This window comes from Clostridium mucosae (assembly GCF_024622765.1).
In the GTDB taxonomy this organism is placed as follows: domain Bacteria; phylum Bacillota; class Clostridia; order Clostridiales; family Clostridiaceae; genus Clostridium.
In genome coordinates, this window is the sequence record NZ_JANKAF010000001.1 from 239,226 (window position 1) to 252,169 (window position 12,944).

A 12,944-nucleotide genomic window follows, 5' to 3' on the forward strand; every position below is an offset into this window, starting at 1 on the left:
GAGGGGGTAAAGACATGGAAGATTTAAAAATGGATATAAACATAGATAAAGAATTATTTACTCCTTTAAGTGAAGAGGAAAAGAATTTTGAACAAATAGTTAGACCGAGTGTTGGATATTGGGCAGATGCTTGGAGAAGACTAAAATGTAACAAAGTGGCATTATTTTCATTAATTATTATTGTGCTTGTAGTGTTGTTTGCATTTTTAGGACCAGTGATAATGGAAAAAGTAATGGGATATACTTATTATGATACAAATTTAAGTGCAACCGATTTAAGACCAAGTGCACAGCACTGGTTTGGGACAGATAACCTAGGTAGAGACTTATTTGTAAGAGTTATGTATGGATCTAGATACTCTCTTATAATTGCAATTTCCGCAGCAGCTATAAACTTAGTTATAGGTGTATTATACGGAGGGGTAGCAGGTTTCTTCGGTGGGAAAATAGATAATATAATGATGAGAATAGTAGATGTATTATATTCTATTCCTACACAAATATATGTAATAATTTTAATGGCTACATTTAAAAAGGAAGGATCAACAGGATTAACTACTATTATATTAGCTATGGCAATTTCTTATTGGGTTGGTATGGCAAGAATAGTAAGAGGAGATATCCTTTCATTAAAACAACAAGAATTTGTTCTTGCAGCAAAAGCACTTGGAGCTTCAAAAACAAGAATTTTATTTAGACACTTAATTCCTAACTGTTTAGGATCTATATTAGTAACATTAACGTTATTCGTACCACAAGCAATCTTTACAGAAGCGTTTTTAAGCTTTATAGGACTAGGTATAAATGCACCACTTGCATCTTTAGGTACTTTAGCAAATGATGCTAGTGGACTATTGAGTACTGCAGCATATCAATTATTATTCCCAGCAGGAGCAATTTGTATAATTATTTTAGCATTTAACTTGTTTGGTGACGGATTAACAGAAGCTTTAGATCCAAAGAATAAGAGATAGGAGGAATTACAGATGAGTAGATTATTAGAAGTTAAAAATTTAAAGACCTCCTTTAGAACACATATAGGTGATGTACAAGCGGTAAGAGGAGTATCATTGCACTTAGATAAAGGAGAAGCATTAGGAATAGTTGGTGAATCAGGTTGCGGTAAATCAGTAACTATGATGTCTTTAATGAGATTATTAGCTGATAATGCAATTATTGAATCAGATAACATTATGTTTAATGGTCAAGACATAACTAATCCTACAGAAAAAGAAATGCAAAAAATAAGAGGAAATGAAATGGCAATGATCTTCCAAGATCCTATGACTTCATTAAATCCATTATTTACAGTAGGAGAACAATTAACTGAGCATTTAATTAAACATAAAAAAGTTTCTAAAAAAGAAGCAATTGATTTAGCAATAAAGATGCTTGATATGGTAGGAATTCCAAGTCCTGAAAAGAGACTTAAACAATATCCACATGAATTCTCAGGTGGTATGAGACAAAGAGTTATGATAGCTATGAGTCTTATTTGTGAACCTAAACTTATAATAGCTGATGAACCAACAACGGCTTTAGACGTAACAATTCAAGCACAAATATTAGATTTAATGAAAGATTTAAAAGAAAAAGTTAATAGTTCAATTATATTAATTACACACGATCTAGGGGTAGTTGCGGACCTTTGTACAAGAATAAATGTTATGTATGGTGGAATAGTAGTAGAAGAAGGATCAGATGAAGATATATTCTATAATGCAAAACATCCATATACTTGGGGATTATTAAATAGTGTTCCTAATCCAAAGAGTGAGATTAAGGAAAAATTAACTCCAATAGAAGGACAACCACCGGATCTTTTAAAACCACCAGTAGGATGTCCATTTGCGGCAAGATGCAAATATACAATGAAAGTTTGTATAGAAAAGCAACCACCGTTATTTGAAATATCAGAAGGACATAGAGCAGCATGTTGGTTATGCCATGAAAATGCACCAAAGGTTGAATCACCAATAAGGAGGGAAGAATAATGGAAAAGAAAAATGATGTTATTTTAGAGGTTAAAAACCTTTGTAAATACTTCCCTGTAAATAAAGGAATGTTTGCTAAAAAGAGCTTTGTTAAAGCTGTTGATAATGTTTCTTTTAGTATAAAAAGAGGAGAAACATTAGGACTAGTTGGTGAATCAGGTTGTGGTAAAACTACAACTGGAAGAACTATATTGAAGCTGTATGAGCCAACTTCTGGGCAAATAATATTTAATGGTGAAGATATAACTAATTTTAATGAAAAGAAAATGGTTTCTTTAAGAAAGAATATGCAAATGATATTCCAAGATCCATATGCTTCATTAAATCCAAGAATGACTGTAGGTGATATCATAGGAGAAGCTATAGATATTCATGGATTATATAAAGGTGAAGATAGAACTAATAGAATAAGATATCTTTTAGATAGAGTTGGATTAAATGGAAGCCATATAAATAGATATGCTCATGAATTTTCAGGTGGGCAAAGACAAAGAATAGGGATTGCAAGAGCACTTGCAGTACAACCAGATTTTATAGTATGTGATGAGCCTATATCAGCACTTGACGTATCAATTCAAGCTCAAGTTATAAATATGTTAGAAGAACTTCAAGAAGAATTTGGATTAACATATTTATTTATAGCACATGACTTATCAATGGTTAAGCATATATCAACACATATTGGAGTTATGTATTTAGGACAAATGGTTGAAAAGGGTCCTGCTGATGATGTTTATTTAAAACCTAAACATCCTTATACACAAGCATTACTTTCAGCAGTACCAATTGCTGATCCTAAGGTAGCTAAAAGTAATAAAAGAATAGTTCTAGAAGGTGATATTCCATCACCAATAGATCCAGAACCAGGATGTAGATTTAAAGGAAGATGTAAATATGCTAAACCAATTTGTGGTGAAGTTGATCCAGAACTTAAGGAAGTTGAACCAGGTCACTTTGTAGCATGTCATTTGTTCAATGAGTAGATATCTATTGCATATAAGCAATTAGTATAAATTTCATATATTAAGGGGGAAAAACAATGAAAAGCAATAAGCTTAGAAAAATTTGTGCAGTTGCACTAACACTTACGCTTGGAATGTCTGTTTTTGCAGGTTGTGGAAATAGTGATTCAGCAGATGGTGGAAGAAAGTTGATTTATAATTTAGGAGAAGATCCAGAAACAATCGATCCTACATTAAATACTTCATCAGGAGCAGGATCAGTTATTGAAAATGCTTTTGAGGGATTAATGAGACTTGATGAAAATGAAAAGGCTAAGCCAGGCGCAGCTGAAAAGATGGAAGTATCTGATGATCAATTAGTGTACACATTTACTTTAAGAGAAGATGCTAAGTGGTCAGATGGAGAGCCAGTTACAGCTAAAGATTTTGAATATTCATGGATTAGAGCTCTAACTAAGGAAACAGCATCAGAATATGCTTATCAATTATTCTATATAAAGAATGCAGAAAATTTCTATGAAGGAAAAGCTACTAGAGAAGATGTAGGTATTGAAGTTGTAGATGATCATACATTAAAAGTTACTTTAGAAGCACCTACAGCATACTTTGCAGAACTTACTGCATTTACAACATACTTCCCATTAAGAGAAGATATCGTTTCTGCTAATCCAGAAGGATGGGCTACTGAACCAGAAACTTACGTATCAAATGGACCTTTCAAACTAGTACAATGGGATATGAAAGATCAATTAGTATTTGAAAAGAATGAAAATTATTGGAATAAAGATGAGATAAAGCTTCCAGGAGTAGTATTTAAGCTAGTTACTGATCAAAATACTGCATATGCTTCATTAAAAGCTGGAGATTTCGATATGGTTGATACAGTTCCACCAGCAGAAATTCAAAATGGTAAAAATGAAGGTTTAGTTACAATTTATCCAAATCTTGCAACATACATGTTAGTATTAAATGTTGGTAAACAAGATACATTATCAGAAGATGCTAAAAAAGCATTAAGTAATGCAAAAGTTAGAAAGGCATTAAGTATTGCAATTGATAGAAAAGGTATTGTTGAAAATGTTACTAAAGCAGAACAAGTCCCAGCATATAGCTTTGTTCCAAAAGGAATTTTAAATGAAAAGGGCGAAGAATTTGCAAACAAAGAGTACTATGATGCAAATGTAGCTAATATCGAAGAAGCTAAGAAGTTATTAGCAGAAGCAGGATACCCAAATGGAGAAGGTCTTCCAACATTAGAATTTATGTATAACACTGAAGGAGACCACAGTTTAATAGCTCAAGCGGTTCAACAAGACTGGGCTAAGATTGGTGTAAAAGTTGAGTTAGCTAACCAAGAATGGAAAGTATTCTTAAATTCAAGACAACAAGGACAATACCAAATTGCTAGACATGGTTGGTCTGGAGATTATGTTGATCCAATGACATTCTTAGATTTATGGGTAACTGGCGGAGGAAATAACGATGCTGGATATTCAAACCCAGAATATGATAAGATAGTTGCACAAGCTAAGGTAGAAGCTGATCAAGATAAGAGATGGGAATTAATGAGACAAGCAGAAGATATTATTATGGAAGATATGCCTATCATCCCATTATATTACTATACTAAAGTAAAAGGATTTAAGCCAGAAGTTAAGGGCGTTAGAGTTTCAACTTTAGGACACGTATTCTTTGATAAAGCATACATCGAAGGCGAAGAATAATTTTAATAAAAAGAAGAGTCATATGACTCTTCTTTTTTTAATTACCTGCTCTATTAAAATGTTGACTTGAAACTCCTTCTTGTTTGATAGATTTATGTTTTGCATTAGGATTATGATTATGTCCTTCTTCAGTTAAAGGAGTTTGATAATTACATTTTTCCATTCTAGCTTTTTTATTATCGGGTTGACTATCTTTAGGCATAATATAACATCCTTATAATTATTGATATTATAGTTTTTCACTATAATAAATTTTTAAACTGGAAAAAGATTCTTAAGTTAAAAGGGGCTGTCGCATAAAGTAATACAATGTAAAGTTTTAAATTTAAAATTAAAGTAGTATTTCATACTAAAATACTTAAATTTATATTATTTAAAAATTACTTTCAATAGTTTTCACATTAATTCTACATTCTAACTTTTACATTTTAATTATGAAACAGCCCCTGTATACTTTTATTTAAATTCCTAATATATCATCCATATTATATAGTTTAGGAGTATTAACATTACTCATAAACTCACATGCTTTTAATGCACCAACTGCAAAAACTTCCCTTGACATTGCCTTATGAGATAATTCGATTATTTCTCCAGAACCTGCAAATATAACGTCATGATCTCCAACTATTGAACCACCTCTAATTGCATGAATTCCAATTTCATTTTTTTCTCTTTTACTTTTTCCACTTCTGCCATATACATAATTTGAGTTTATTTGAATAGAATTACTTATTGTATCTGCAAGTAGAAGGGCAGTTCCACTTGGTGAATCTACCTTTTGATTATGATGTTTTTCTATTATTTCAATATCATAATTTTCATATAGTATAGGAGCGACTTTCCTTAGCAATGAATTTAATAAATTCACTCCTAATGACATGTTGGCTGATCTAAATAAAGGTATAACTTTACTTTTTTCTGAAATAAGTAGTAATTCTTCATCTGTATATCCTGTAGAACATAATATAGCAGGTTTATTATTTTTCAATGATAATTTTAAAATATCAGCAAGTGCTTCTGGTCTAGAAAAGTCCAATAACACATCGTAATCTATATCAACATCATTAGTACTAGTATATATCTTAAAACTTAATTGATTATTTGGATATTTATCAATTCCTGCCACTATATCTATATTAGGAAAGTTTTTAGCTGCTTCTATAATTACTTTCCCCATTTTTCCACAACAACCATTTAGTAAAATTTTTATCATAATAGACTCCTTAAATTAAATTATATTCTTTTAAAGAATGTTTTAGTATCTCTAGATTTTTATCATCCATATCGCATAATGGCAATCTAAATGTACCAACATCTTTTCCCATTAAATTTAATGCTGTTTTTACAGGGATTGGATTAGTTTCTATAAATAATTTATTTGCTATATCTAAAGTATCTAATTGAATTTGTAGAGCTTTTTTAGTGTTACCAGACAAAAATGTTGTAGCCATATCATGAACTTCTTTAGGCATTATATTGGCTAAGACAGAAATAACTCCTAAACCGCCAAGAGCCATAATAGGAACTGCTTGGTCATCATTGCCAGAGTATATATCTATACTATCTTTGCATAAAGCCTTCATTTGAGCAACTTGACTTATATTGCCACTAGCTTCTTTTATGGCAACAACATTTTTAAGTTTAGATAATTCTAATAGTTGAATAGGGGTAATATTTACTCCAGTTCTACTTGGAACATTATATAATATTATAGGGGTATCTACAGCATTATTTATCGCTTCAAAATGTTTAAGAAGTCCTTTATTGTTTGTTTTATTGTAATAAGGTGTTATAACTAAAAGTGCATCTACGCCTACACTTTGAGCATACTCACTCATTTCAACAGAGGCACTAGTGTTATTAGTACCTGTTCCGGCTATTACAGGTATTCTTTTATTTACTACATCAACTGTGAATTTTATAGCCTTTTTTCTCTCTTCATTACTCATTGTACTAGCTTCGCCAGTTGTACCACAAATTACAATAGCATCTGTTCCTTCTTCTATATGCCATTCTATTAATTCTTTAAGTTTGTCAAAGTTTACACCTGAATCTTTAAATGGCGTAATTATAGCAATAGCAGAACCTTTAAAAATTGACATTATATATCACTCCTTATTAATAATTCAGCTATTTGAACTGCATTTAAAGCAGCTCCTTTCCTAATATTATCAGCAACTACCCATAGATTTAATCCGTTATCTATACTAAAATCTCTTCTTATACGACCAATGAAAACATCATCTTTTCCAGATACCATTAAAGCAGTTGGATATTTGAGTTCGTTTATATTATCATAAACAGTAAGCCCTTTAGTGCTGTTAAACAGTTTAATTACATCATTTAACTCATAAGACTTTTCTAGTTCAACATTTATACTTTCACTATGGCTATTAAGAACAGGTACTCTGACAGCTGTAGCTGTAATTTTTAAATTACTATTATGAAGTATTTTTTTTGTTTCCTCAATCATTTTTATTTCTTCCTTCGTATAGCCATTATCTAGGAAAACGTCTATATGAGGTAAGCAATTTCCTGATATTGGATAAGGGAATTTTTTAGGTGCAATACCTTTAATTCCATCTTCTAAGTCAGCTATACCTTGCATACCAGCGCCTGAAACTGCTTGGTATGTAGAATATACAATTCTTTTAATACCGTAATTATCCAATAGAACTTTTAAAGGTACCATAGCTTGTATAGTAGAACAATTAGGATTTGCTATAATACCGTTGTGCCAAGTTATATCTTCAGGATTAACTTCAGGAACAACTAATGGAACATTTTTATCCATTCTAAATGCACTAGAATTATCAATTACGATAGCACCATAAGATGCAAAAATTGGTGAAAATTTTAAACTTACATCTCCACCTGCTGAAAATAAAGCAAAATCTATTTTTTTATTTTTAATATTTTCCTCCAAAGTTTCTTCTACTATTATCTCGTTTTCTTTAAATCTTAGTTTAGTGCCTTCTGATCTTTTGGAAGCAAAAAGATATAGATTTTTTATTGGAAAGTTCCTTTCTTCTAAAATTTCTAAAAACTTTCTACCTACATTACCAGTAGCCCCAACTATTGCAACATTGTACATAAGTTTGTCCCCCTTTTTACTAATCTAGATATATATGTTCCAATAATATACATAATTCGAATTAATAGTATATAAATGATTGATACATTTGTTTTTAATAACATATCAAAATTGAAAACATATATTGTTCTATTTTTATATAAGTTACTAAGATGTAAATAGTTATTTATAACTATCTAAATGTTAATGTTTATAGTACTTTTATAAAAATATACTTACTAATACTATAGTTAAATATTTCTATAAATTCAATACTTTATTATAATATATAGAATTTTGAAGTGTATAGTGAATAATTAATTTTAATAGTATATTAGAAAAACTTTTGGAAAAAATATAAATATTATATTTATAGGGGGTATTAAAATGAGTAAAACACCATTAAAAAAAATAATAAAATCAAAAATAAAATCAAATAAAGAATTATCAGAAGCAGAAGTTTTAAGAGAAAAAATAAAGTATGAAATAGCTGATGAATTAGGTTTAAAGGATAAAGTAGATCAATATGGATGGGGAGGTTTAACAGCAGAGGAAACAGGCCGTATAGGAGGTATAATGACAAAAAGAAAGAGAATGTTAAAGATACCTACAAATGATGAAATACTAGGCAGAAAATAAAAATAATTCTAAACTATATGCAAATAACAACGTGAAAAATAAAGAATAAAATAAATGTTACTTTTATTTATATGTTTCAACTTAAAATCAAATTTTATATAGAGAAAAAGTATATAATAAAAAGTACATAAAAATTTTTATTTTTTTGTATAGATTGACTAAAGGAAATTTTACATTTAATATAGTTTTAGAAAACTCTATAAAAAGGGGGAGGGAAATTTTTTTGACATATGGAGAGTTTGCTAAAATATATGATGAGCTAATAAATGAAGATATAAATTATGAAGAAATGTGCTTTAAGATTATTGAAATTTGTAAAGAAGAAAATATAGACTTCAATAATTATTTAGACATAGCATGTGGAACTGGAAATGTTACAGTGAAGTTAGCTAGAAATTTCAAAGAATCTTTTGCTGTAGATTTATCGGATGACATGCTTAGAGAAGCTTTTGATAAATTGAAAAAAGAAAAAATTAAATGTAAGTTAATTTGTCAAGATATGAGTGAACTAAGTCTAAATAGAAAATTTGATTTAATAACATCAGTTTTGGATTCATCTAATTATATAATAGAAGAATCTAAATTTGTTGATTACTTAACAAGAGTAAAAGAGCATTTAAATGATAATGGTATCTTTATATTTGATATAAATTCATATTATAAGCTTTCAGAAATATTAGGTAATAATATATATACATATAGTGAAGATGAGGTATTTTATACTTGGGAAAATACCTTTGAAGATGATCTTTTGAGTATGTTTTTAACTTTTTTTGTTAAAAAAGGTGAATTGTACAAAAGATTCGAAGAAGAGCATTTAGAAAGAGCATACAAAGAAGATTTTATAGAAAATAAGCTTAAAGAATTAAATTTAAAAATAATAGGTAAATTTGATGGATATTCAAATAAAAAAGTAGAAAATCAAACAGAAAGAATAATGTACGTAGTTAAAAAATAATGGAGGAATATAAATGGATAAGATTATAAGAGCAACAGCAAAAGATGGAATGGTAAGAATTATTGCTGGAGAAACTACCGACTTAGTTAATACAGGAAGTAAAATACATGAATGTACACCAGTAGCAGCAGCTGCACTTGGTAGAATGCTTACTGCAGGAGCTCTAATGGGGACTACATTAAAATCAGAAAAGGAAGTAATGACTTTAAAAATAAATGGTGGTGGAGAAGCTAAAGGAATTACTGTAACAGCATATGAAGGAGGAAAGGTTAAAGGATTTATTGGGAATCCATATGGAAATCTTCCTTTAAATGCAAAAGGAAAATTAGATGTAGGTGGATATGTAGGTGTAAATGGTGAATTTACAGTTATTAAAGATTTAGGAATGAGAGATCCTTATGTAGGTCAAGTTCCTATATATACAGGAGAAATTGGTGAAGATTTAGCATATTACTTTACAGTTTCAGAACAAACACCATCTGTAGTAGCTTTAGGGATTTTAGTAGATAGAGATTATTCAATAAAGGTTGCAGGCGGATTTATAATTCAAATGATGCCAAATGCCGATGATTTGTTATCAGATTTAATAACATATAGATTAGAAGAAATTCCTTCAATAACTCAAATGTTACAAGAACATGGAAGTATAGATAAGGTATTAGAATATATTTTTGAAGGTATGGATTTAAAAATTTTAGAAGATGCGACACCTGAATATACTTGCAATTGTTCAAGAGAAAGAGTTGAAGCAGCTTTAATATCTATTGGAGAAAAAGAGCTTCAAGAAATATATGATGATGGAAAAGAAGAGGAAATTAAATGTAATTTCTGTAATACTGCATATAATTTTTCAAATAAAGAAATTGGTGAATTATTAGATAAGGCAAGAAAATAGAAAAACTAAAGGCTTAGATTAATCTAAGCCTTTTTAATTTGGAGGCGCCACCCAGATTTGAACTGGGGAATAAAGGTTTTGCAGACCTCTGCCTTACCACTTGGCTATAGCGCCGAGCTTTATAATTATATCTTATGTAATAACATTTATTTTGATACCAAATTAAAATAAAAAAATTAATTAGTACAAATAATAAACTAGGAGGTGAAAGTATGCAAGTGGAAATATTTGATGAAATAAATAAAATATTAATTGAAAGCGATAAACCATCTATAGAAATAGATAAACTAATGAAAAGTGAAGAATTTAAAAATAGTGACTTTAGTATAATATCTAAGCTTAAGGATATCCCTCAAGAAAAAAAGTTTCATCCTGAAGGAAATGTTTGGAACCATACTAAAATGGTAATAGATGTGGCGGCTAAGATAAAAGGGTTTTCTAGTGATAGTAGAAAATTCATGTGGGCTGCATTGTTGCATGATATTGGTAAAATACCTACAACTAAATTTATTAAAGGAAGATATAGATCTTATGAGCACGATATAGAAGGAGCAAAAATGGCATATGAACTTCTAGAAATGTATGAAGAGATTAGATTCGTAGAAGATATAAGGGAAATTGTAAGATTTCATATGCATCACATTTATATATTGAAAAATTTACCTTTCTCAAATATTACTAAATTATTGGATAGTAAAAATTTTAATGATATAATTTTACTTTTTATTTGTGATAAATTAGGTAGAGGTAATCAGGAAATACATGAAAATAGGAAAAGTATAAAAGAGGTTATTACTATACTAGATATACTTGAAAAAGAAAGCAATAAAAAATATCAAGATTTAAGAAAAAACATTAGTGAAATAGAGAAAATTATATTAAGTTAGAGACCGATTTTAAATATAATATATTTAGCTAATACAATCTTGTATAAGCAAATTTTATTTATAATATTTTAGATTCAAAGTGCTAATTATAGTAATGCTTGAATAATTATCATTTTAGCATTACTATAATTAGAAAAATGAATTTTATATAATATTTAAAATAAATATTGTTGTAATACAAAATAATTATGTACTTAGTTAAAAAATGACAAAAAAATTAAAAACTTTATTACTTTAAGGAGGATACTTATGATGAAGTACATATCAATATCGGGAGGGGCAGGACATGGAAAAGATACTCTTGCTAATAAATTAAAAAATATACTTGAGAAAGAAGGAAGAAGAGTATTTATAATTCATTATGCTGATTACTTAAAAATGATTGCAACACAAGTATACAATTGGAACGGTTTAAAGGATGAGTATGGAAGAGATCTGCTTCAAAAATTAGGTGATAGAATGAGAGAAAGTGATGAAATGTTTTTAATAAATGAACTATTAAAAATACTTAATTTAGTTAAAAATGATTTTGATGTAGCAATTATACCAGATGCAAGATTTCCTAAAGAAATAGAATGTTTAAAATCAATAGGAAAAACTATATCAATACATATTACTAGGATGGATTATAATAGTACTTTAACAAAGGAACAAAGTAATCATAATACAGAAGTAGCTCTTAAGGATTATTCTTATGATTATAAGATTAATTCTTATACAAATAAAGAAATTGATTCAATAGATTTAATAATAAAAGATGTATTGCAGTAAAAGTATATTATATAATTTCTTAGTTCACTTTATAGCTATATAATTTTCTAATTATATAGCTATAAAAATTAAAAAATCTTATATATTTTTCTATAACTTTCTTATCTTATTTTTATCATATTCAAAACTTTACAATAAATAAAGAATTATAAATTAAATTGTTAAATCAATACTAGAAACATTTATATATATGAAACGTATTATATAAAAGGCTATAAAACAAGTAGGCTTCCTCTATCATGGAGTTTTTCATTCATCAAATAAATAGGGCTTACTCCATACTTTTTTAAAAATGATTTTACTTTATCACCATAAATATATAAATCTAAACTACCATAGAAAGCCATTAAATTTTTATTAATGAGGCCACCTACACCACCAATAAAGCCATAATCTAAACCCTCTAATATTATATCGCCTGGAGGTAATAGCAAAATGTCAAAACCATGATTTTTTAATGCATTATATATTCCTATATCGCTTGTTATAAAAGCTTTATCACTTACAGGTAAGCAAGAGCATTTAGTATATCCTTGTTTAACATTAATCAAATTTTTACTGGATTGAGTTGAAAATAAATTTTTGTCAGTATATTTTAAATTATGTACAAAATGATCTTCTAATATCAATGCATTTAAAAAGATATTATCAGGGTAAGCATTTTTTAAAGAACTTGAACTTTCTATATAATTTATATTAAAAAAATCAAGTTTTTCCTTGAAATCTTTTGATATATCTTTATGAATTATTACTTTTTTCGACTTTTTATCTAATATATTCAATTGTATGTCCACATGACCATCAATAGCTTTGTACAAATTATTACACTTTGGTATTTCTAATATTGATAAATCAAGAGATTTAAGTATTTTTTTTTCTAATTCAGTGATTCTATAATCAACAAAACAAATCATAGATAGGCTCCTAAAATTAATAATAAATATAAATTAATTATAGATTAGATATGTATCTTTGTCGATTGCTAAGAAATATTTTTTGAATATAGTTTTAAAATTTATACATACTATTACTAGGAAG

14 protein-coding genes and 1 tRNA gene are annotated in these 12,944 nt (G+C 28.5%); 9 read left to right on the top strand and 6 right to left on the bottom strand.

Translation table 11 applies throughout. The features are described from left to right. Positions 1-14 precede the first annotated feature (14 nt). Genes NSA50_RS01190 through NSA50_RS01205 form a run of 4 tightly spaced genes read left to right on the top strand, consistent with a single transcriptional unit; the run spans position 15 to position 4,680 of the window. A complete protein-coding gene (locus NSA50_RS01190; RefSeq protein ID WP_279325032.1) occupies positions 15-974 on the top strand; it encodes an ABC transporter permease in 960 nt (319 codons plus the stop codon). Positions 975-986: 12 nt separating this feature from the next. Next, on the top strand, positions 987-1,994 hold the full coding sequence (locus NSA50_RS01195) for an ABC transporter ATP-binding protein (protein ID WP_195264004.1): 1,008 nt from the start codon (positions 987-989) through the stop codon (positions 1,992-1,994). Continuing rightward, positions 1,994-2,977 (top strand): ABC transporter ATP-binding protein, encoded by a 984-nt coding sequence (locus tag NSA50_RS01200; protein ID WP_195264005.1) that lies wholly within the window; start codon positions 1,994-1,996, stop codon positions 2,975-2,977. Before NSA50_RS01195 ends, NSA50_RS01200 begins: the two co-directional genes overlap by 1 nt. 56 nt (positions 2,978-3,033) lie before the next feature. Beyond that, complete coding sequence (locus NSA50_RS01205; protein ID WP_257442330.1) at positions 3,034-4,680, top strand: peptide ABC transporter substrate-binding protein; 1,647 nt, start codon at positions 3,034-3,036, stop codon at positions 4,678-4,680. A 37-nt stretch (positions 4,681-4,717) separates the two neighbouring features. Here NSA50_RS01205 and NSA50_RS01210 read toward each other — a convergent pair whose 3' ends face one another. The 4 genes from NSA50_RS01210 to NSA50_RS01225 all read right to left on the bottom strand — a co-directional run bounded on the left by NSA50_RS01210 (position 4,718) and on the right by NSA50_RS01225 (position 7,777). After that, entirely contained in the window at positions 4,718-4,882 is a 165-nt protein-coding gene (locus NSA50_RS01210; protein ID WP_257442332.1) for a hypothetical protein, read from the bottom strand. Positions 4,883-5,140: 258 nt separating this feature from the next. Then, positions 5,141-5,896: a 4-hydroxy-tetrahydrodipicolinate reductase gene (gene dapB / locus NSA50_RS01215; protein ID WP_257442334.1), complete on the bottom strand. Its 756-nt coding sequence runs from the start codon at positions 5,894-5,896 to the stop codon at positions 5,141-5,143. A 10-nt stretch (positions 5,897-5,906) separates the two neighbouring features. Next, positions 5,907-6,785: a 4-hydroxy-tetrahydrodipicolinate synthase gene (gene dapA, locus NSA50_RS01220; protein ID WP_257442336.1), complete on the bottom strand. Its 879-nt coding sequence runs from the start codon at positions 6,783-6,785 to the stop codon at positions 5,907-5,909. Beyond that, positions 6,785-7,777, bottom strand: a complete 993-nt coding sequence (locus NSA50_RS01225; protein WP_195264010.1) for an aspartate-semialdehyde dehydrogenase — start codon at positions 7,775-7,777, stop codon at positions 6,785-6,787. Before NSA50_RS01225 ends, dapA begins: the two co-directional genes overlap by 1 nt. A 366-nt stretch (positions 7,778-8,143) precedes the next feature. On the opposite strand from NSA50_RS01225, the gene NSA50_RS01230 reads away from it, so the two are divergent. The 3 genes from NSA50_RS01230 (at position 8,144) to hslO (ending at position 10,248) form a co-directional block, all read left to right on the top strand. Further along, positions 8,144-8,395, top strand: a complete 252-nt coding sequence (locus NSA50_RS01230; RefSeq protein ID WP_195264011.1) for a small, acid-soluble spore protein, alpha/beta type — start codon at positions 8,144-8,146, stop codon at positions 8,393-8,395. Between the two features lie 223 nt (positions 8,396-8,618). Further along, positions 8,619-9,353 carry a class I SAM-dependent DNA methyltransferase gene (locus NSA50_RS01235; protein WP_257442339.1) on the top strand — a complete coding sequence of 245 codons (735 nt, stop codon included), beginning with the start codon at positions 8,619-8,621 and terminating at the stop codon, positions 9,351-9,353. A 13-nt stretch (positions 9,354-9,366) separates the two neighbouring features. Beyond that, on the top strand, positions 9,367-10,248 hold the full coding sequence (gene hslO / locus NSA50_RS01240; protein ID WP_257442341.1) for an Hsp33 family molecular chaperone HslO: 882 nt from the start codon (positions 9,367-9,369) through the stop codon (positions 10,246-10,248). 39 nt (positions 10,249-10,287) lie between these two features. Here hslO and NSA50_RS01245 read toward each other — a convergent pair. Then, positions 10,288-10,362: transfer RNA gene (locus tag NSA50_RS01245), tRNA-Cys, on the bottom strand. A gap of 98 nt (positions 10,363-10,460) precedes the next feature. Here NSA50_RS01245 and NSA50_RS01250 point away from each other — a divergent pair. Further along, positions 10,461-11,135 (top strand): HD domain-containing protein, encoded by a 675-nt coding sequence (locus NSA50_RS01250; RefSeq protein WP_257442343.1) that lies wholly within the window; start codon positions 10,461-10,463, stop codon positions 11,133-11,135. A gap of 249 nt (positions 11,136-11,384) precedes the next feature. Beyond that, the gene (locus NSA50_RS01255) at positions 11,385-11,906 is read left to right on the top strand and encodes a deoxynucleotide monophosphate kinase family protein (RefSeq protein WP_243242093.1); all 522 of its coding nucleotides are present in this window, start codon (positions 11,385-11,387) and stop codon (positions 11,904-11,906) included. 212 nt (positions 11,907-12,118) lie between these two features. Here NSA50_RS01255 and NSA50_RS01260 read toward each other — a convergent pair whose 3' ends face one another. After that, the gene (locus NSA50_RS01260; protein WP_257442347.1) at positions 12,119-12,820 is read right to left on the bottom strand and encodes a DUF6873 family GME fold protein; all 702 of its coding nucleotides are present in this window, start codon (positions 12,818-12,820) and stop codon (positions 12,119-12,121) included. Between the last annotated feature and the right edge of the window lie 124 nt (positions 12,821-12,944).